The organism is Sporosarcina oncorhynchi, assembly GCF_033304615.1.
Taxonomy (GTDB): Bacteria; Bacillota; Bacilli; order Bacillales_A; family Planococcaceae; genus Sporosarcina; species Sporosarcina oncorhynchi.
On sequence record NZ_CP129118.1, the window covers coordinates 781,827 to 802,764 of the forward strand.

At 43.2% G+C, this 20,938-nt stretch carries 16 protein-coding genes; 9 read left to right on the top strand and 7 right to left on the bottom strand.

Annotated features, from left to right (window positions below):
- The first annotated feature begins 9 nt into the window (after positions 1-9).
- Together QWT69_RS03640 and QWT69_RS03645 are read left to right on the top strand one after the other, a co-directional pair.
- Complete coding sequence (locus tag QWT69_RS03640) at positions 10-1,029, top strand: ABC transporter substrate-binding protein (protein WP_317969065.1); 1,020 nt, start codon at positions 10-12, stop codon at positions 1,027-1,029.
- Complete coding sequence (locus tag QWT69_RS03645) at positions 1,026-1,982, top strand: ferrochelatase (protein WP_317969067.1); 957 nt, start codon at positions 1,026-1,028, stop codon at positions 1,980-1,982. Before QWT69_RS03640 ends, QWT69_RS03645 begins: the two co-directional genes overlap by 4 nt.
- Positions 1,983-2,036: 54 nt before the next feature.
- Here QWT69_RS03645 and QWT69_RS03650 read toward each other — a convergent pair whose 3' ends face one another.
- The 6 genes from QWT69_RS03650 to QWT69_RS03675 all read right to left on the bottom strand — a co-directional run bounded on the left by QWT69_RS03650 (position 2,037) and on the right by QWT69_RS03675 (position 7,275).
- Entirely contained in the window at positions 2,037-3,386 is a 1,350-nt protein-coding gene (locus tag QWT69_RS03650) for a tripartite tricarboxylate transporter permease (RefSeq protein WP_317969069.1), read from the bottom strand.
- The gene (locus QWT69_RS03655; protein ID WP_317969071.1) at positions 3,383-3,625 is read right to left on the bottom strand and encodes a hypothetical protein; all 243 of its coding nucleotides are present in this window, start codon (positions 3,623-3,625) and stop codon (positions 3,383-3,385) included. Before QWT69_RS03655 ends, QWT69_RS03650 begins: the two co-directional genes overlap by 4 nt.
- Before the next feature lie 11 nt (positions 3,626-3,636).
- Complete coding sequence (locus QWT69_RS03660) at positions 3,637-4,188, bottom strand: helix-turn-helix domain-containing protein (RefSeq protein WP_317969073.1); 552 nt, start codon at positions 4,186-4,188, stop codon at positions 3,637-3,639.
- Between the two features lie 16 nt (positions 4,189-4,204).
- Positions 4,205-5,488 carry a hydroxymethylglutaryl-CoA reductase, degradative gene (locus QWT69_RS03665; protein ID WP_317969075.1) on the bottom strand — a complete coding sequence of 428 codons (1,284 nt, stop codon included), beginning with the start codon at positions 5,486-5,488 and terminating at the stop codon, positions 4,205-4,207.
- A gap of 386 nt (positions 5,489-5,874) precedes the next feature.
- Positions 5,875-6,303: a YflT domain-containing protein gene (locus QWT69_RS03670; RefSeq protein ID WP_317969077.1), complete on the bottom strand. Its 429-nt coding sequence runs from the start codon at positions 6,301-6,303 to the stop codon at positions 5,875-5,877.
- A gap of 24 nt (positions 6,304-6,327) precedes the next feature.
- Positions 6,328-7,275 carry a YflT domain-containing protein gene (locus tag QWT69_RS03675; protein ID WP_317969079.1) on the bottom strand — a complete coding sequence of 316 codons (948 nt, stop codon included), beginning with the start codon at positions 7,273-7,275 and terminating at the stop codon, positions 6,328-6,330.
- A gap of 203 nt (positions 7,276-7,478) precedes the next feature.
- Here QWT69_RS03675 and QWT69_RS03680 point away from each other — a divergent pair, with 203 nt between their 5' ends.
- Positions 7,479-9,029: an NlpC/P60 family protein gene (locus QWT69_RS03680; protein WP_317969081.1), complete on the top strand. Its 1,551-nt coding sequence runs from the start codon at positions 7,479-7,481 to the stop codon at positions 9,027-9,029.
- Between the two features lie 116 nt (positions 9,030-9,145).
- A complete protein-coding gene (locus tag QWT69_RS03685) occupies positions 9,146-10,069 on the top strand; it encodes a patatin-like phospholipase family protein (protein WP_317969083.1) in 924 nt (307 codons plus the stop codon).
- 58 nt (positions 10,070-10,127) lie between these two features.
- Here the strand turns inward: QWT69_RS03685 and QWT69_RS03690 are convergent, their stop codons facing one another.
- A complete protein-coding gene (locus QWT69_RS03690) occupies positions 10,128-10,808 on the bottom strand; it encodes a C40 family peptidase (RefSeq protein WP_317969085.1) in 681 nt (226 codons plus the stop codon).
- A gap of 731 nt (positions 10,809-11,539) precedes the next feature.
- On the opposite strand from QWT69_RS03690, the gene QWT69_RS03695 reads away from it, so the two are divergent.
- From QWT69_RS03695 to QWT69_RS03715, 5 genes are all read left to right on the top strand, one after another.
- Positions 11,540-13,279: an AAA family ATPase gene (locus QWT69_RS03695; protein ID WP_317969087.1), complete on the top strand. Its 1,740-nt coding sequence runs from the start codon at positions 11,540-11,542 to the stop codon at positions 13,277-13,279.
- A 116-nt stretch (positions 13,280-13,395) separates the two neighbouring features.
- The gene (locus QWT69_RS03700) at positions 13,396-13,743 is read left to right on the top strand and encodes a hypothetical protein (RefSeq protein ID WP_317969089.1); all 348 of its coding nucleotides are present in this window, start codon (positions 13,396-13,398) and stop codon (positions 13,741-13,743) included.
- A gap of 296 nt (positions 13,744-14,039) precedes the next feature.
- The gene (locus tag QWT69_RS03705) at positions 14,040-18,554 is read left to right on the top strand and encodes an endonuclease (protein WP_317969091.1); all 4,515 of its coding nucleotides are present in this window, start codon (positions 14,040-14,042) and stop codon (positions 18,552-18,554) included.
- Between the two features lie 382 nt (positions 18,555-18,936).
- A complete protein-coding gene (locus tag QWT69_RS03710) occupies positions 18,937-19,731 on the top strand; it encodes a CpaB family protein (protein WP_317969093.1) in 795 nt (264 codons plus the stop codon).
- Positions 19,732-19,764: 33 nt separating this feature from the next.
- Positions 19,765-20,925, top strand: coding sequence for a CpaE/TadZ family protein (locus QWT69_RS03715; RefSeq protein ID WP_317969095.1), 1,161 nt, complete (start codon positions 19,765-19,767; stop codon positions 20,923-20,925).
- The last annotated feature ends 13 nt before the right edge of the window (positions 20,926-20,938 follow it).

Consider the following 20,938-nt stretch of genomic DNA (forward strand, 5'->3'; position numbering starts at 1 on the left):
GAATGAAGAATGAATTGGAATTGGATAAAGAATATAGCAGTCATTTCAATGGGTACTTTGCTACTCTCAGCTTGTAATGCAGAGGGATCGCAGGAAGAAAATCCGCAAAAAAAGGTGGAAGTGTCTGGAGTACAATCGGAAGCGGATGCAGTGGAAAATGTTGACTTCCCGGCAACGGTAACAGTTGGGGACAAGGAAGTTACAATTGAAGAAAAACCAATGAGGATCTTGCCATTGTCACTCGATGGCGCTGAAATCATACTGGATCTTGTAGACCCTGCTCGAGTACTAGCAATTTCTAAAAGTGTAGTAGACCCGATGTTGTCAACGCATTCGGACGCTGGTGAATTAATTAAAGACCGTTTTGCATCTGCAACAAACATCGACCCTGAGCAGATTTTGGCGTATGACACGGATTTGTTACTACTGACGAAAATGCATGGACAGGAAGCCGATGCGGATCAAATATTAAGCCAGGCAGGTATTCCAATCTTATCTTTTGAAACGACAAAGACGTTGCAAGAATTCATGGACAATATTAACGTCATCGGACACGCTGTCGGAGAAAAGGAGAAAGCGCAAAGGATGGTCGCCGACATGCAGAAGGAAATTGAATCCATTCAAGCGAAAATCCCTGCAGATGCAGTTGCCCCAACAGTACTCGTATTATCTGAAGTAGGACCGGGAACAGGGCCTTACGTTCTTGGGCCGACAAATATCTCCTACGATATTATCAAACTTGCAGGCGGCACTCCTGCAGTAGATCTGATTGGCCTTGACCGTACGACGAAAGCGGAAGTAGAGCAAGTGATTAAAATGGACCCCAATCATCTGTTCCTGCTCGATTGGCAAGGAAACGGTGAAGAAACGTACAAGGAATTGATGGAGTCGCCGGGTTGGAATACATTGCAGGCGGTGCGAAATAACAATATTACAATTATGGAAGTGAAATATCTCATGAATCCAAACAAGGATAACATTTATGGTCTGAATATCATGACAGATACGATCCATGGGTTAACTAAATGAATGTACTTCTTCTATTTAGTTATGGCCATCTGCAATCAATCGACGATTTAGAACCGTTCTACAAGCATCTGCTACGCAAGCATTATTCGGATGAGGCGCTGGAAAGAGGGAAGAGTCTTTTCAAATCGCTTGGAACGGCTGATTCACTAACGTCAATTACACACCGAATCGGTAAGGCGCTAAGTAAGGAGATCGCAGCGAAAACTGGAGAGGAATGGACGTACCGTATCGGAACGAAGCATTCGGAACCGTTTGTTGAGGATGTCGTACGCGAATGCGTGGTGAGTGGAGTGCAAAAACTTTTGACAGTGCCGCTGACACCATTGGCTTCGTTGACAGGAACAATCGGTTATCAACGGAAAGTGATGGATACGTTGCCTGAAGAAACGACCATCGCTGTTTATCACGTAGAACCTTATCATGCAAAACAATCTTTTATACAGCTACTCCGCGATCGTCTTGAGCAGGCATTCCATTGGTTGCCAACTCATGTGAAGGACAAAACAGAAGTGGTTTTTACTGCCCATAGCCTCCCTGGGAATGAGCGGGTACATGAGGAATTCATCGCACAATACAGTGAACTGGCAGCGCAACTAATGAAGCCACTCGAAGGAATTCCGCATCATATGTCTTATCGCAGCGCGGGTGCTCTTCCTCAGAAGTGGTTGCGGCCGGACGTACTCGATATTCTCATTGAGCGTGCTAATAAAGGAACAAAAGCTGTAGTTGTTTGTGAGTTACTGTCTATCATAGCGAATGCAGAAGTCATACAGGAAGTCGGACGGGATGCTATGCAATGTGCCCATGATCACGGCATGGCTTTTGTTCAGACGGAGTACTTAAACGATGCGTACGACTTTATGAAGGTGCTTAGCAATCTGTGCATAGAAAGACTGTCGGCGGACCCTGAACCATTAGTCGAACGGGAACAAATGGCCAATTCCGGAAATTAATAAACTCCCCGATCCAGTATGAATGCACATACTAAATCGGGGAGTTTTGTTTGATTAAATCAAGCCCATCAACCAAGGGGCAGCGTACAAAATCATGAACATGACACCGTAATTGACGCCGTGGCGGTGAAGGAAACCAGCTACGAGAGCGACAAGCAAGACGCCGAAGATATTAACCCATCCAGCTTCCATAAATGCTAGCATAACGACGAGACCGGCAAATAGGCCAATCAGTGCCTCGTGGGGTACAAATTTGAAGACGAAGGCACAAATCTGATTCGAATATTTAATCGTTGCATAAAACGTTAAAACGATTGCAATGGATGCACCAATTATAGTGGCAATCGCAATTTCACCCATCGACATGATGTGGTGGATATTATTTTCTGGTGTGAAAACGGGTGGTGCATTGAATAACGCGTTCGCGGGACCGATTGCCATTGGTGATAACGGCAATCCGATCGCGATTAACGGAATTAAAGTCCCTGAAATATAAGAAGCATTTGTGAGCCCGTCCATTGTTGAAATGGCACGTGACGCACGTTGAACAGGGTCTTTAATATGCCTTGTTAAAAATTCACCAAGAAAGATTGTCATGCCGACTGGTGTCAGGAAAAACGTGAACGTTCCAAGCGTACTGCCGAGTGCGGAAGTCGCTACTTCCTGTTTTGTCAGGATTTTGAACGGATTTGGGAACCCTTTCACTTTCTGTTGAGGTTTGAATGAAATCTCTTTTTCACCGTATATTTCTTCCCGGTTCCGATATTCTTTGCTCATCAGTTCGAATAATTTAAAGACGATCGGCCCGATTGTGATTCCGAGAAAGAAGGATACAAATACGGTTTTGCCTTCAGGAACGATTCCGATGTCACCATATAAAGTCCGCAGACCTTGGATAAGCAATGCGAATGGAACGACCATCAACAAAGAAAGCAATTTGTTCGCCGATAATAATGCCAGGAAAATGGCGCCTAGGAAAAAGATTAGTCCAGCGTGTTTGCTAATTGTTGATGCGTAAGGGATAATCAGGCTTGCGACGAGCAAGCTCAACGGAATGGAGACAATTGTTCCGATAACAGAACCCGATGCCATTTTTCGGATACTGACGTCAGGTAGACCGTGTTCTTTTAACACCATTGCGTGTTCGACCATTGGTGCTGCCATAACTCCGCCTGGAATTCCTGCTACTGCCACAGGGATCGAGTCCGTCAACTTCTTGGCGACGATTGCAGACATGAAGAATGCAAGCACGACATACGGAGAGACATTTAACAGAACAAGTGCCAACGTGACAGGTGCCAAGACAGCCGTTTCATCCGTCCCTGGCGCAATGCCGATGAGCGTATAAAGAACAGCGGCTGCGATACTTGCAAGTATCATTAATAGAACGATGGATAACGTCATGGCTTCGTCTCCTCCGTTTCCGATATGATTTTTCGTTTAGGTTTGATGATGATACTTGAAACGATGAAAGCTATTAAACCTCCAGCTAGCCCGAAAACAAGCGGCATTGGCGGTTCATTTGGTGCTATGATATATCCACCAAGTGTGAATAGAATCGATAATCCGATAGAAATAAGTAAATCACGTAAATTTACGTTATCCCCCCAAATATCGTAGAATACCCCTTCTTTTTTCTCCATAATAAACCTCCTTAGTCGTGTGTGATGAAAATCGTCAACACTTTTGCTTCTTGTGCATCTACAGGTAGGAACACATGTGGTGTCCTGCCTTTGAAGAACGCACTATCCCCAGATTGAAGTATAGTTGTTTTTCCGTCATATGAAAAGTTGATTTTACCGGCAAGGATGTAAATGAACTCATCTTCCTCATGTGTATACGGTTGGATGTTGTCTTTTCCCGGAACGACGGTGACGATAACTGGCTCAATTTTACTGTTTGTAGAAAGGTTTGCAAGCGATTGGTACAAATAGCTCGCTTCTTCACCTGCCTCAATTGTTTTGCGTTGTTCTTCTTTCATGATAATGAGTTCGGCGTCCGATTCTTCCTGCAACAGCCAGGATAGAGTGACACCGAGCACTGAAGCGATTTTTGAGAGAGTAGCGACGGCGGATCCTGTTTGTCCATTTTCAATCTTGGAAATAAGACTTTTTGTGAAACCGGTCGCTTCCGCCAATTCCTGTTGTGTCATATCCTTCTTCCGCCGAAGCTCTTTAATTTTTTTACCGATAACGTTAGGCTGCATTGATTTCCCCCGCTTATTATTTTCGATTGTTCAAAAATTCTTTAGCGGCGTCCATTCTTACATCGTTATGCTCGATCATCTGCGCTTCCAACCAGTCAATTTCTTCCGGATTTCTACCGATTTGTGAAGCAATATTGCGTGCGTGGAGTGTCATATGTCCCCGCTGAATCCCTTCGGTCGCCAGTGCGCGGATGGCACCCATATTTTGTGCGAGGCCAACTGCTACGACAAGTTGCGCGAGATCAGCCGCAGATTGGATATTCATTATTTCGAGTGACAATCGAGCGGTCGGATGTGTTTTGGTCGCTCCCCCGATAATACCGACTGCCATAGGCATAGTCAATTCACCATGCAATGTTTCATCTTGTATCGTCCATTTTGTCAACGCGCGATATTGTCCGTCCTTTGCTGCAAACGCATGCGCGCCAGCTTCAATTGCACGCCAGTCATTTCCTGTAGCAATCAAGACGGGATCGATGCCGTTCATAATGCCCTTATTATGCGTGGCCGCGCGGTATGGGTCTGCCAAAGCGATTTCATTCGCAAGAACCATCCGTTTTGCCACTTCACTTCCGTTGAAATCCCCAGTGTCGAGGTGATCAAACGGAATAGCGACTTTCGCTGTAGTAAGACGTTGGTCTGCCAAGTTGCTTAGAATGCGAAGGAGCACCGTACCACCCGTCAACTTCTCAATATCAGGCGTTAATCGTTCAGCCATCGTATTTACCGCGTTTGCACCCATGGCATCTAGTACATTGACGTGCAGATGGATGACGAGCACTTTTTCGCCCGTTCCTAGTGCTAGATGTCGTAATTGAATATCTTTTACTCCGCCGCCTAAAGCAACGAGCGTCTTATCAAATGAATTGGCTTTCTCCATCAATTCCTTTTTGGCGCCTTCAATGTTCAACTGTGCACTTTCCATATCATCAATATTAATAACGTGCATTTGTCCAATCATGATGGATCCGTTATAGCTAGTTGTAAAACCGCCTGAATCTCGTGCGATACGAGCCATGTTTGAGGCGGCTGCGACGACAGATGGTTCTTCAACGGCCATCGGGATGAGTACATCACTTCCATTAACGGTGAAATTTGTTGCAATTCCAAAAGGCAGTTGGAACGTTCCGACGACATTTTCAATCATCTTGTCGGCAGTCGAGAGCGGAAGTGCTTTCTCGTTGTCCATAAGTAAATCCAATTTGTCTACTTCAATCGATAGTGCTGAGGCTAATGCTGCCTGTCTTTCTTCTACGGACAATTTAAAGTATTTCGGTAATCTAGAGTTGCTAGTTTTCATTTACTCCACTCCTATTCAGTAGTCATGTTCAACAAAGTTGAATTAAATTCAACCAATAGACAAAAAAATAAAGCGCTTTCAAGAATGGTAACATGAGATATTTCATAAATCAATATTATTTGAATATAAAATCCAGATGAAAATGAGGCTGGGACAAAACTAAAATATAGTCCGTTCCCCTGCGCTCCAAAAGGCACGCTTGAGCCTCCTCGTCGCTGAAGCTCCCGCGGGGTCTCAACATTCGCGCTACATCCCGCAGGAGTTGGCCTTTCTCCGCTCCGGTGCACTCTGATGTTCTATAAAGTATTTGCTAACAAATAACATACAAAAAGCGTAAAGGATCATTTCCTCTACGCTATTTGTATGTTATGTCCCAGCCACATTACTTAATCTCGGTTTATTCTAGCGGCGCGTATTTCATCGGAAGTGAGCGGATCATAACCGCCGAACCTTGTCTCGTCACGCACAATGTCGATCAGCGAATCATCTGTTGGATAGCCTTCCGTATAGATGATCATTGAGCCGTTCATAATGCGTTGATAATAAATATTCGCTTCATCTTTTGAGAATCCTACTTCTGATAACATACTGCGTACATTATCTTCACCTGTTAGGAAGCCGAAAAAGCGGTCAATTATAGAAGATGGAGCAAATCGCAGATCGTTAGAAATTGTGTTTTTTAAATCTTCCACAATCTGTTCGTCTTTTGCAACGATGTAAATATCTTTATCATCAAATCCAGCCGTCTGTAATTGTTTGATTTTCGAAAACAACTGATCTCTTGTATGGTAGATGCCGATAAATGTCTTCTTCACATGTATACACCCCGTCCTATTATTTCAATGTGGCCATTCATGTTTTGATGAATGGCGGGGGGATTCGTTCATCCGTTTTTCTTGAATGTTGACTTCCGGAGTCGCTGTATAGAGCATTTCGTCTTCGTTCTTAATGTACGGTTCTTCGGTTTCCATCTCGCCACTTGTGTGCGTCAGTTCATTTTCGTCTACATAACGATCGACGTCAGCATTTAGAGTCCCTTCATTGTGATTTGAAAATGCAGGCGTATCTGCCTGATCATTTATTGGAAGTGTCGCAAACGTATCCAGTTCTGGCGAAGATTGACCATCGAATCCGGCTAAAGGAGCGATATCTTCGGAAGAAGGCTGCATTTCAATTTCTGTAGATGCTCGCGGTGATTTTGAAAAGTGATTCTTTTCCCTTGGGATTTCTTCGTACATTCCCGCTGCTTTTGGTGGTTCATCATACGAATTCACTGAATGCGGGATTTCATCTAGTATACCTATCGTGTATGGTGCTTCTTCCCGCAAGGATGCTGCAGGTAAAGAATCATCGTATACTTCATTTTCATAGGCCGTTACACGGTTTGCACCTAGATTTGGATCAGTTCCGCTGTTTGTCATTCCAAAGCGTTCGCCTCTTTCGATGTGAAGCGTATTCATTTCACCCTTGTCCACATACAATAGCTTTCCACCGTTTTGGATCTGCTCATAATAGTTGTCCATATCGCCTTCAGAAACACCCACTTCATGTAACATTGTCCGAACGTGGTCGCTGCCTGTAAGGATATCCATAAACCGGTCGAACCAAGATTCAGGAGCCGTCTGCACGTCTCCATATTTCATACCTTGAAACATTGCAACGTCAGTATTGTCTTCTGCGATGACGTAAATGTTCTCTCCTTCAATTCCCTGTGTTTTTAGTTCATCGATCTTAGCCATCAATTCCGAGTCATTATTATACATACCAATGAATATCTTTTTATCCATAAATGTCCCCTCCTCAAAGTGATGGTGCTGATACTATGAATACCCCTAATTCAGTTATAAAAACGTCGAAGGGAAGATTACCACTTAAAAAAAGCGTAGTGAAAAAACGACATGACAGTTTTTATATTTTAAAAATAGTCTATCGAATTGATGGTGAATCTTGTATAGTTGAATGAAAGTAAGAGAATTGGAGGGGAAGGTATATGCCGAAGAAAATCATAAGTCTATTCATAGCGATGGTTTGTCTATTCATCGTATTCAACAGTGCATCTGCCGCGTCACTTTTCAAAGATGTGGATGAAACACACGCTGCCAAAAATGAATTGGCTTATCTAGTCAAACAAGGAATTTTGACAGCTGATCCCGAAGCTGTTTTTGGAGTCGGAGAATCGATTACTAGATTGGAAGCTTCCGAAATGATTGTGAAAGCATTGGGGCTGGAAGTGGAAGAAGACTTTGAAATGACCTTTACGGATGTCGAAGTCGATCATCCGGGTTATGCAATCATCCAAGCAATCGTGAACGCAAACATAATGGGTGGTAACAGTGAAGGGATGTTTATGCCGGATGACCATTTAACGAGAGGACAAATGGCAGGGATCTTGGTCAAAGCTTTTCAATTGGAAGGGACGACTACCTATCAGTTCCGTGATGTGAATGAGTCCTACTGGGCAAGCGATGCTGTCAAGACGTTCTATGTGAACGGTGTGACGACTGGTTATGAAGACAATACATACAGACCTGGTGCTTCATTAACGAAAGCGCATTTCTCTACATTTCTGGCACGTATTCTCAACCCGGAATTTAAGCGGTCGGTTGCTTGTTATGAACCAGATAATACATTGCGATATGCAATCCGTGTACCAGTCACTAATGTCTGGGCCTCACCGAATAAAATCCGCCCGATAGATGCAATTTCTGTTTTACCGAATCCGGATATGAATAAATGGTCAAAGAGCATGACGGTTGCACAAAAGAACTGGCTCGTTGGGCGTACAGATACACAGGCAATTTACGGCGATGAAGTGGAAGTGTTGAAAACGAGCGGAAACTGGATGTATATTGCCGTGAAAGAACAAGTGAAAACAGGGAATCCGAAAGGGTATCAAGGCTGGGTGCCGAAGTCACATGTGAAAGCGTATTATGCAAACTATGAAAATTGTGCGATTGCCATTGTAGAGTCTAAAATCACTACCTTATATAATGAACCGAAATTACATGAAAAATATAAATTCACAAACATAAGTTATTCGACAATTTTAAAAGTGACAAACGATCAAGGGGACTGGCTGCAAGTGCAGACGGCTACAGACGGTGCAAAATATGTCCGCAAAAAAGACGTGAAGATGTTCGATGATTATAAATCTGTACCTAAACCGAAACAAGCTGATATCGTTAACGCAGCGAAGCAGTATTTAGGCTTGCCATACTTATGGGCTGGCGTGTCCTCCTACGGGTTTGACTGTTCAGGCTTAATGTATGCGGTCTATAAAAATCACGGCATTATCATTCCGCGTGACTCCTTTGTCCAGGCGACGCATGGAACTGCAGTAAAGCGTAAAGATTTGCAACCGGGTGATTTAATGTTCTTCGGCTATAAAGGCGGTAAGGGAAAGGTTTATCACGTTTCCATGTACATTGGTGACGGAAAGATGATCCACGCACCAAGTTCGTCAAGAAGTGTTGAAATCATTTCTATCGATTTGGGAATTTATAAAACAAATTATGCGGGTGCACGAAGATATTTAAAATAAAATAATAAAAGCGCTTTTCCAGCAAAAATGGAGAAGCGTTTTTTGTCGAGTTAGTAAGTGTGTTCTAGAAGTGCCTACTGAAGATTATAGTATAGGAACGCCATAGGGGGGATGCTGTGTTCATTGACGGGGTGTTTGCAGGTGGTGGTTTGAAAGGGTTCGCGCTAGTAGGGGCTTATCAGGCACTTGAAGAGAAGGGGTACCGGTTCAAAAGAGTAGCGGGTACAAGTGCAGGTGCAATCATTGCTTGTTTCATCGCTGCAGGCTACACAGGAAACGAAATTGAGGAAATGATGCAGGATGAAGACCTGCAGACGTTGCTTGATCCTAGGAAAACCATCTTGCCTTTTCCATTCATGAAGTGGCTTCGATTGTATTGGCGAATGGGGCTTTATCAAGGGCAGGCGCTGGAAGATTGGCTGTTCGAAAAGTTATCAGTAAAAGGGCTATATAACTTTTCGGATTTACCGGAAGGGTCATTGAAAATAGTCGCTTCTGATTTGACGCATGGGAAAATGATTGTATTACCGGATGACTTAATCCATTATGGTATCGAACCGGGAATGTTTCCAATTGCCCGGGCAATCAGGATGAGCTGCACAATTCCGTTTTTCTTTGAGCCTGTACGATTCAAGGCGCCTACAGGGGAAACGATTGTCGTGGACGGCGGCGTTTTGAGCAATTTTCCGATGTGGATTTTTGACGAGGAGAATGGAGAACGAGTTCGTCCGTTAATCGGTATGAAGCTAAGTCACCGCAAAGAGGAGATGAGGGGTAGAGAAATCGGTAATGCACTGAATCTATTTGAAGGGTTATTTTCGACAATGAAAAATGCGCATGATGATCGCTATATTTCAAGAAAAGATGAAAAAGATATTATTTTCATACCTGTTGAGCAGTATAGTGCAACCCAATTTGCGCTTGAAGATGAGCAGAAAGAGGAGCTGATGCAGATTGGTCGACTGAAGACGATTCAGTTCCTGCAGACGTGGCCCTATTCAATAGAAGAAACACATCGAAGAATTCAACGGATTGTTTGAAAAAAAGAGGGTCGCCCATGACGAACCTTGGGCAATCCTCTTTTTATCGTAATTGTAATTATAGACGTTTGAAGCTATGGAATTTTGTTTTCCAGTAGCTATTGTTCAAGCTGACAACTTGTGATTTCTTTCCGCCAGCATGGACGAATTTATTATTTCCTACATAAATACCAACATGTGAAATGCCTGTACGGTATGTATTTTTAAAGAATACTAAATCACCTGGTTGTGGATTACTAACTTTTGTCGATTTTGCAAATTGACCGAGTGTGTCGCGTGGAACCGTTTTACCAGACTTTTTAAATGCATATTGAACGAATCCACTGCAATCGAATCCTTTTGTCGTTGTTCCACCGAAACGGTATGGAATGCCTGTCAATCCAGTAGCTGTTTGTACGACATTGTCTGCCGATGCTACGTTTTTAGTTGAGACAGATTTAGTTGTCAATAAAGTGCTGAGTGCCCAACCGGATTTTCCATTCACTTTCACACTGTACCAAACTTCTTTGCCTACTTTCTTCTCACCTGTTACCGAAACTTTTGTACCTTTTTTAGCAAGTGTAACAATCTTATGGTCAGTTCCTGCGCCGGAACGGATATTTACATTATGTGCAGTTGTATATGAACCATTATGTATAGATGCTGTTTGAGCTGTACTTGCGCTCGCTTCAGACTCTCCTGTTGTAATTCCAAATGTCAATGACCCTGCAACTAGTAATGATAAAGCAACTTTCTTCATTCGTATCCCCTATCCACCACTGATCGACATGGTTGTGTATTTTATCTGTTGTTTGCTGATCACTTGTCCTATTCTAAAGACTAAACATTACAGAGGGGGTTCATTTACATTACAGGCATATTACATAACATTACATAAGTTTAATATATCCATCATATGGGTATAGAGGTGAACCTTGGACAGGTTTAGTGGAGGATAATGAACATTGTAATTGGAAAAGGGCCAACCCCATAAAAATGGGGTGGCCCTTTGATTTGTATAGTAACTTTTAAATTGAAGTTTTATATCTCTCTAATAGATCCGTAATCCGGATGCTTTCAAAAATGATCATTGCCGCGGTCATTTTTCCACTGGGTGTCTTCTATCCTTAAGCAACGTAAGCCCTACCTTCTCTTACGTCCTTGCGACCCTTTAGTCGCGCCAGTGTGAATAAGTGTCCTCAAAAACAGTACGTAGAATGCCATCTGTCAAATTGTTAGTTACCATATGTTTTGCTAATAACTAATCATACCACGAGTGAGTTATAGAGTCAATCATTTATCGGGATTAACACCACAACTCTTTCGAAAGTAGTTCAACTAGTTTTTATACAGACGTATTCATTAGTATACACGTTCGATAGTCAGTTAGATGGCGTTATAAATCTGTCAATTATTGTTCACTCTATGAGCCCATCTTACGACCCGAATCTTATATAATAATGGTATCTAGAAGAAGGAGTTGGGGATGGCTTGAAGCCGAATTCGAAGTTTACAACTAAGATTGTCGTCCTTGTCGCTTTAGTCATTGGTGCAGTAACTAGTGTTGGATGGTATATCTCGGGTACGCCTAAAGGTGAGAATGTGTCGTTTTCTGAATTTGAAAAAACCATTCAAGCTCAGGCAGATCAAATGTTGGCTTTGAAAGAATCGGCTGACGGTACATTGTCTTTAATGACGCAAGATGGCTTGTACATCACTCAAGTCCGTCCACAAAGTCAGTTGGCGGAACAGTTAGTTGAAAAATATAATCTATCGTATAAATATGCGGATAGTGGGCAGTATGGCAGTTTAGTATTTGGCGGCTTGATTATTGCTGCGCTCATTACGCTGTTCATCCTCCACAGAAAAGGGAAGTTAGGGGCTGGCGTTTCTTCCATGAAAAACAGCGCATCGAAAGCGACGCCGCTTCCTACTATAACACTGGATGACATCGGTGGGCTTCCTGAAGAGATGAAGGAAGAGATTCACCAGACCTTGTCGATTATCAAAGATCCAAAACGTGCCACACAAGTTGGTATTAAAGCGCCTAAAGGGATACTGTTGTATGGTCCACCCGGAACAGGTAAAACATTGCTCGCTCAAGCGATTGCGCAAGAGATCGGTGCCACATTCTATTCGTCAAGTGGATCTGCGTTCACAGAACTGTTTGTAGGAGTCGGTGCTTCGCGTGTTCGCACGTTATTCCAAAATGCTCGAAAACAGCGACCTGCAGTCATTTTCATCGATGAAGTAGATGCGCTTGCTGGAAAACGTAAAGAGCATGGCGGAGAAGAGTCAGAGAAGACGTTGACAGAACTACTTGTCCAGTTGGATGGCGGCAATGACAATGATGGAATTCTGTTCATTGCTGCGACAAACCGAAAAGACATGCTGGATGAGGCATTCCTTCGCCCGGGGCGGATCGATTATACATTTAATGTGCCTTTGCCTGATACAGGAGGACGTCGTGAAATCATCGATATTCATACAAAAGGGCGATTGTTGGCAGATGACGTATATGCTTCACTTGATGTGTTAGCTGAAAGTACATCTGGATTTTCTGGTGCTGAATTAAGTGCTTTGTTTGAGACTGCAAGTAAACGGGCAATTCGTGATGGACGTGAAAAAATCGGTAAAAGTGACTTGGACTTTGCGATTGACCGAACGATACTGGGCAGTACATCAAGGGCGCTGAATGATATGGATACGAAAAGACGCGTAGCAATCCATGAATCGGGTCATGCTTTACTTGCAGCACTGACGAAACCTGGTTCAGTCCGAAAAGCAACAATCATTCCAAGAGGCCAGGCGCTTGGCTATGTTGCGCCGATCCAAAAAGAACTCCACTTGCAGACAGCTAGTGAATTGATGGATCAATTAAGTATGATTCTTGCAGGTGGTGTCGCTGAACGAATGTATCTCGGTGAACATAGTATCGGGGTTAGCGGCGACGTGCAACAAGCGAAAGATATTATTGAGCGTATGGTCGATACCGGATTGCTACAGGACAGTTTCACGTTAACATTCAACAAAGGCGAAAAAGAGCTGAAGATGCAGGCGATTTTTGGTGTAGCGCTTCGTCAGACGGAAACGCTAATCCAGGAGAATGCCGCTCAGTTAGAAGAACTCGTCGATGTGCTGTTCAGGAAAGAGACATTGGACGGTGCCGAAGTCCAGGAAATCGTAGATGGCGCAGGCGTGGAAAATCAGAAATTGGCTGTATTTAGCTAACCATATAGAAGTTGAAGGCACTTTCTTAACGTAAATAGTTGAGAAGGTGCTTTTTTGTCGCAACGAAACGCAACGTAATCCGTACCCCGTGAGATACGAACGCTGCAGTACGATTTATGGGCGTTGCGACACGGTTTAAGGGCGCGGTGACAGGGTTTACGGGCGCGGTGACAGGGTTTACGGGCGCGGCGGCAGGGTTTACGGGCGCGGTGACACGATTTATGTGCGCGGCGGCAGGGTTTACGGGCGCGGCGGCGCGTTTTATGGGCGCAGCAGCACGATTTATGGGCGCATCAGCACGATTTATGGGCGCAGCAGCACGTTTTATGGGCGCAGCAGCACGGTTTACGGGCGCGGCAGCACGTTTTATGGGCGCGGCGGCACGTTTTACGAGCGCGGCGACACACTTTACGGGCGCGGCGGCAGTATTTAAAAACGCACGACCCGGTTGTATCGCAACATAACGCGCTCGTATCGAAACGTATCCGCGCCGTATCACACCGTAACTCCCTTTGCTACGAAACATAACCCCCATGAATAATCAGCCTGCAACTTATCACACCCTATTCATAATAAAAAACACATCAAAAGCTACATGCTTAATTCGCGAATTATTGCAAAAAGTCGCATAGTCATTAAATGAACCCAATGATACGATGATATTGTAGTCTAAAAAACTACTAATCTTTTTAGAAGAGGAGAGGTTTGCTTATCCATGACGCACTGCACCATATTTCAAACTTGAAAGGAGATTGGTACCATGCGAAGTAAGAGATGGAGAACGCGTTTGAATAGTTTCCTAGCTGTAGGTTTACTTGTAAGTATGATCATGCCGACGATTCCGGCGAGTGTTAAGGCTGAATCTACGGCAGCCGATTTAATTATTTCTGAATACGTAGAAGGCAGTAGCTTTAACAAAGCGATTGAGTTATATAACGGGACAGGGCAAACGGTTGATTTACAAAATTATTCACTGGAGCTCTATACAAATGGATCCGCGGCCGCAACTTCTAAACTTGGATTAGCAGGTTCGCTAGCTCAAGGAGAAACATTTGTTATATACCACCGGGACGCAGCAGCCGGTATTAAGCAAAAAGGGGATTTAGAGAACAGTAATATAACCAATTACAATGGCGATGACGCCCTTGTTCTCAAAAACACGAGCGGCATTATCGACTCGTTTGGACAAGTTGGAGCACGCAGTAATTGGGGAACGGACGTAACGCTCGTTCGTAAGCCCGGTATTGTTTCGGGGGATTCTATCTCAGACGATGCATTCAATCGGGATGATGAATGGATTGTTTATCCGAAAGATACATTCGATCATTTAGGAACTCATGAAATGATCGATTCAAATCCAGGTGAACCTGGTGATCCGGCAATCATATCTATTGAAGAAGCCCGCTCCACTGATTTAGGAGAAACAGTCACAATTAAAGGCGTAGTTGCTGCGCAATTAAAGAATACAATTTCTATCCAGGATTCTACAGGGGGAATCGCAGTACGCCCAACAAGTTTGGCAGTCTCTATCGGTGATGAAGTGACGTTGACCGGTACGCTTGTTGACTATCGTGGCTTATTGCAATTGGATGGAGCACAAGTGATAGACCGTACAAAGGATGTTGGGGAACCGCAGCCAAAAGTAATAACAGGAGCTGAAGTCGGGGAATCGCATGAATCGCAACTCGTGACTGTCCATAATGTCGTTCTCACAGATGTCCAAGCAGGCAGTGGTTGGGCAAATTATTTAGCGACAGACGGTCATGAATTTATTGTTCGCGATGAAGGGGCTTCACTCGGACTCGTGGAAGGAACAACCTATGACAGCATTACGGGGATTGTTCAGCAATTCGATAATGACTATCAAATCATTCCACGTTCTACAGCAGATGTTGTTGTTGATAGTACGGTTGTGCAACGAGTAACTGCAAATCCGGGCAGTGGTACATTTGTTGGAAGTATCAACGTTACATTGACGACCGGAACACCCAATTCAACGATTCTTTTTACAGTGGATGGGTTAGACCCGATTGAAAATGGCGCAACGTATTCATCGCCAATCGACATTCATAAGGACGCGACTGTCAAAGCGGTCGTGAAAACGGATGACGGTCGTTATAGCGAAGTTTCAACCTTTACGTATACCATTACAGATAGCCTTCAAATCCATAATATTCAAGGAGAAGGTCATACATCTCCTTTTGTGAATCAAGTTGTCGAAGGTGTCGAGGGAATTGTAACGTATAAATATGTGTTAAGCGGTTCGACGTATTATCATATCCAAACACCTGACAACAAACGAGACGGCAATGTAAACACGTCAGAAGCAATCGTTCTTTATAGCGGAAAGGATACTTGGAACCTATCGATTGGTGACTTGGTTTCCGTTACAGGAACAGTGAGTGAATATGCGATTGACGGATATGCAGATCGCCAAGAAACAGACTTGAAGACAACCCAAATTAGTGTACGTGATGATCGTGGCGGCAACGTCCAGATTCTTGAACGCAATGTTCCGCTACCAACACCATTCATCATTAATGAAGAAAACGTACCAAAAGATCAAATTGCGAGTCACCAGTTTTCAGAATTTGATCCGACGAAGTTTGCGGCTGACTTCTGGGAAAGCCGAGAAGCGATGCTCGTACAAGTTGGTACTGTAAAAGCCGTTTCGCCGCAACAACATGGTGACTTGGTTACCGTTCTAGCGGACGCAGAAACAGAAACACTTAACGGTGGAATCCTGTTAAAAGAAAACGATCAAAATGCTAACCGTATTCAATTTAGATTAGAACCTAACGGGCCAGCGCGAGATTTTGAAGTTGCAACTGGCGATTATTTTGCTGGACCTCTGACAGGTGTCGTCGGCTATTCATTCCAAAACTATAAAATTTATACGTCTTTGGATGATATGAGGCAAGCGCATAGCGTTGGGGATGCGGAACCTGAAACGACAACTATCGTGAAATCGGAAGATAAGCTGACGATTGCTTCGTATAACTTGGAGAATTTCTCGAATAACAAAAAGACAACAACAGATGATAAGGCACGGAAATTGGCAAGGGCTTTTGCGACAGATATGCAAAGTCCGGACATTATCGGCGTAACAGAAGTGCAGGACAATAACGGTCCGGATGCTGGTGATTCCAAGGCCAATCAAAGCTATGAGCGTCTCATTAAAGCAATTGCAGATGCAGGTGGTGCTCACTATGAATATGTCAATATCGATCCAGTAAACAATGCAGATGGAGGACAACCAAACGCAAATATCCGTGTTGGATTCCTCTATAATCCTGCGCGTGTTTCATTGACGGAAGGGATTCCGCATGGAGATGCCACAACTGCTGTTGGATATGAAAGCGGGAAGTTGACGCATAATCCTGGACGAATTGAACCGAATGATGCTGCTTTCAACAGTAGCCGTAAACCATTGGCTGCGCAATTTGATTTCCAAGGGGAGTCAATTGTCGTCATTGCGAATCACTGGAATTCAAAGAATGGCGATACACCTGTATTCGGTGCTGTCCAGCCACCAGTCAATGGAAGCGAAGTTCAACGCAAGAAAATCGCGGAGATTGTTTATAACTTCGTTTCAGGCATCAAAGCGGATAATCCTGAAGCGAATATCGTGTCACTCGGTGATTTCAATGACTTCCAATTCGCTGAAAGTTTATTCATCCACGAAGGCGACTTAATGACGAATATGATCAACCATGTCGATGAAGCAGATCGCTATTCCTATGTATTTCAAGGGAATTCACAAGTATTGGATCATATTCTCGTATCAAATAATTTGCTTGATCAAACTGAAATAGACATTTTGCACATCAATGCTGATTTTACTGATATGGCAGGCCGTGCAAGTGACCATGATCCTGTAATGGTACAAATTGGATTTGACGCACCTAGTAGTTGGGAGCCTGTTCCAATCGGGAAAGAATATAACTTAATTGGAACGTACAAAAAACAACTAGTTGTTGCAGAGCCGAGTGTTGCTGTTTATATGGATGCACAATCATCACTAAAGGATGGACTATACCTGAAAGGGGATTATGCTGAACTTACAGGTGAAGGCTTTAAAACAAATCGCGTCATTTTACAAGCGAAGAAAAGCGGTTTAGTTGTCCATATGAAAGGTACTGAAATGGGCAATGTAGTAGTTGAAGGTTCACACCCTCTCGAAATTAGAGGGGCTGAAGGTATACAGAAAATAACGTTTGTCAAAGGTGCAGACGCATCTAAGGTGGTTTTCTATAATTCTGCTGGTAAACGTATTTCAGTGCCAGCATTAAATAAGGCACCAGTCATCAGCAAACCAATTACAAACAAAATGGTCAAGATTGGGGAAACAATCTCTATCAATCTCGCAGAACATTTCAGTGACCCGGATGGCGATACACTTACTTTCTCTTCAACAAAAGGGATTGTGGACCTTCATTCAGCTGTACTGAAATTGCAGTTGAAAGAGGGAAGTCATATTGTTGGTGTAACAGCTCGTGATGGAGAGAAATCCGTTACAACAACTTTCACTGTCACCGTAACGGATGAAATTGAAACTCCGTCAGATGACTATTATAAAGATGCGATCGGGAAAGAAGGGCAAGCGCTGAAAACGGCCCTTCACGGAATTATTTCGGATCATCGCAAACTTTCATACAGCCAAGTATGGGACGCATTGAAAGAAACGGATAGTGATCCGAGCAATGCGAATAATGTCATCCTGTTCTACTCAGGAGAATCTCGTTCGAAAGATCGTAACGGTGGAAATGTCGGAGATTGGAATAGGGAGCATGTGTGGGCTAAATCGCACGGCGATTTCGGAACAAGCATTGGACCGGGAACGGATATCCATCATTTGCGTCCAACCGACGTCCAAGTAAACAGTGCACGTGGAAACCTAGACTTTGATAATGGTGGTTCGGCTGTTAAAGGCTGTGACGGCTGCTACAAATCTGCGAATTCCTGGGAGCCGCCTAATCAGGTTAAGGGGGATGTTGCCCGGATGCTGTTCTATATGGCAACACGTTATGAAGCAGGGGATCGAGTGGATTTAGAGTTGAATGAATTACTGAATAACGGAAAGAATCCTTATCACGGTAAACTATCCATCCTATTACAATGGCACGAGCAAGACCCAGTCGATGCGTTTGAAATGAACCGAAATAATCTCATTGAACAAATTCAAGGCAACCGGAACCCGTTCATCGATTATCCGGAATGGGTACGCTCAATTTGGGCATATCCAACATCAGGAGAGTTAAGAAAAGCATCATAGAAAAATGGCCAGTGGCGTAAATGCTACTGGCCATTTTTTTTGGAAATTATCAATTAACCTAGCAAGTTTACAATAATCTCGAATTCAAGCATCTCAAATTCAAGGCTTTTATCTGACAAATTGATTCTTAAGTAATAAATGTCCAATTAATACATGCCATTGGACTAACTTTAGATAATGGGAAAGTACGTATTAAAATCTCTATATCCATTTATTGGTTTATCATGAACTTTTGACCCAGCGACAATCGACCTTGACCTAGTATGCAGAAATTGTCACGACTTTGACACTAATGCAGTGCGGTGCTATTAATTATGAATAGCACAACGGTAAATAACTAGATTCATAGAGTCAATTTCTTGAGGATGAAAGAGGGTTTGGGATGCTAGAGGCAAAAAGGCGTGCTGCCATATTCTTAGTATTAGCATTTATATTAGCGGCAGTGACAGGTTATCTTGTACTAGAAAAAGTGAAAGAGTTAAATGCAGAACTTGGTGGAATGACCTCCATCTATATTGCAAAAGGTTCCATTCCTTCCCGCTCTCAAATAGAGTTGTCGCAAGTGACGAAGATGGATATTCCGAATAAGTTTGTGACGGATAGTCATATCGTTTCCGAGAAGGATTTTGAACACCAGGTCTCAATTGTTCCATTAAATCCCGGTGATATCATTACAAAAAATATGATCAAACCGATTTCCAACTTACAAGATGCGAATAATCGGCTAGTGACGATGTATCGCACCGATAAAGTCCAGTTTGATCAGGTCCTTACAGCATTGGATCGGGTAGATATCATTGTATCCACTAGCAATGACGGGAAGAAGAAGACGAAAGTGTTCATGAAAGATGTCCTAGTCGCATTTGCACAAGGAACGAATGATAATTTCTCAGGTATAGCAGTAGAAGTTACTGCAGAAGAAGCGCCAAATCTCATCCATATGCAACATTACGCAGATCATATACGGATTCTGAAAGCAAATGTCGGACAAGCATCTTCATTCGGCGATCAGTTGGATACAGAACAGATGGATGAAAATTCCACTGTAAAAGAGCCGGAGGAGAAGTCAGAACCTGAATTAGAGAGCGAAGTTACTACTGAAAAAGGTAAAGAGAAGAACGAGGCAGAAACCGAAGAAGAATCATCTGAAGAGACAACGGATGCGACGGATAAATAAATGTGATCAGTCACTTATTGAAAGGTGAGGCCGGTGGAGAACAACTTAAATATTATGATTGTGTCTGATGAAGAAGCACTCATGTCTCAATTGAAAACAATAGCCGAAACAAAAACAAGTCATGTAATCGGTGTCCGTTCAAATGAAGCGATTAGAGAAATGAATAGAGAACTGGCACATATCGTCATTTTTGTTCAAACGGAAAATGATACATCTGTCGAAGTCGTACAAATGTTGAAAATTATCAATTCAAATGCACTAATTCTATTCATCGCAAATGAAACAGACTTTACATTATTACGGAATATGACACGCGCAGGCGTCGATGAGTTTTTTGTGTTTCCGGATGAATCAAGTTTGTTCTCAAGTCGTTTCCCGAATATCGTAAAGAGTTATTCTGCGAAGAAAGTTGCGAATGAAGAAACAGTATCGACAACTTTTGGACGCGGGCGAGGGAAGATCATTTCATTTTATAGTGGTAAAGGGGGAAGCGGTTGTTCGTTACTCGCATCGTCATTTGCTCAGACGATGAAACTGGAGTCGTCAGCAGAAGTCATTCTTATTGACTTGAACGGGCAATACGGTGGAGTGGAAACGTTGCTTTCCATAGAGTCGAATCGCTCATTAGCGGATTTGTTGCCAGTTATTGAAGAATTAAATGAAAGTCATATCCGAAACGTTGCACAAACAGAAGAGTTTTCAAAAATGGAAGTACTCATCAGCCCTTGTGATCCTGAAATCTTGGAGACGCTAAATGATGAATTCGTTGCTAAATTGCTAAGGACATGCAGGCGGTCATTCGATTATGTCGTTGTCGATTTGCCAACCGCTATCAATGAACTCGTCGTAACCGCGATGGAGGAGTCGGACAAAATCTACTATGTTCTAACACCAGATACACCGTCGTTGAAAATTATGAAACAATACGAGGAACTTTCTGAAAGACTCGGACTTGTTCTGACAAGCCGAATGGAAATTGCATTGAATAAACTATCGAAAGATTATGAAGTAAAACAAAAAGACTTGATAAATGTCCTACGCTATCCTGTTATTGCTTCGATTAGACAGGATACAAAAGGACTGCAACCTTATGTTAACCAAGGACAACCAGTTCGCAAGCAAACAAATGAACGAAAAATTATCCCGTTTGCAAAAGATATTCGAAAGTTTGCCCGGCAAGTTGCAAAACAGTAGGGGGGTGGTGAAT

Coding starts and splice junctions, on each gene's coding strand:
- QWT69_RS03660 (WP_317969073.1), bottom strand. CDS start 4,188: ATGCAGCCTAACGTTATCGGTAAAAAAATTAAAGAGCTTCGGCGGAAG.
- QWT69_RS03700 (WP_317969089.1), top strand. CDS start 13,396: ATGGGCGTTGCGACACGGTTTAAGGGCGCGGTGACAGGGTTTACGGGC.
- QWT69_RS03690 (WP_317969085.1), bottom strand. CDS start 10,808: ATGAAGAAAGTTGCTTTATCATTACTAGTTGCAGGGTCATTGACATTT.
- QWT69_RS03665 (WP_317969075.1), bottom strand. CDS start 5,488: ATGAAAACTAGCAACTCTAGATTACCGAAATACTTTAAATTGTCCGTA.
- QWT69_RS03705 (WP_317969091.1), top strand. CDS start 14,040: ATGCGAAGTAAGAGATGGAGAACGCGTTTGAATAGTTTCCTAGCTGTA.
- QWT69_RS03650 (WP_317969069.1), bottom strand. CDS start 3,386: ATGACGTTATCCATCGTTCTATTAATGATACTTGCAAGTATCGCAGCC.
- QWT69_RS03640 (WP_317969065.1), top strand. CDS start 10: ATGAATTGGAATTGGATAAAGAATATAGCAGTCATTTCAATGGGTACT.
- QWT69_RS03645 (WP_317969067.1), top strand. CDS start 1,026: ATGAATGTACTTCTTCTATTTAGTTATGGCCATCTGCAATCAATCGAC.
- QWT69_RS03675 (WP_317969079.1), bottom strand. CDS start 7,275: ATGGATAAAAAGATATTCATTGGTATGTATAATAATGACTCGGAATTG.
- QWT69_RS03680 (WP_317969081.1), top strand. CDS start 7,479: ATGCCGAAGAAAATCATAAGTCTATTCATAGCGATGGTTTGTCTATTC.
- QWT69_RS03710 (WP_317969093.1), top strand. CDS start 18,937: ATGCTAGAGGCAAAAAGGCGTGCTGCCATATTCTTAGTATTAGCATTT.
- QWT69_RS03655 (WP_317969071.1), bottom strand. CDS start 3,625: ATGGAGAAAAAAGAAGGGGTATTCTACGATATTTGGGGGGATAACGTA.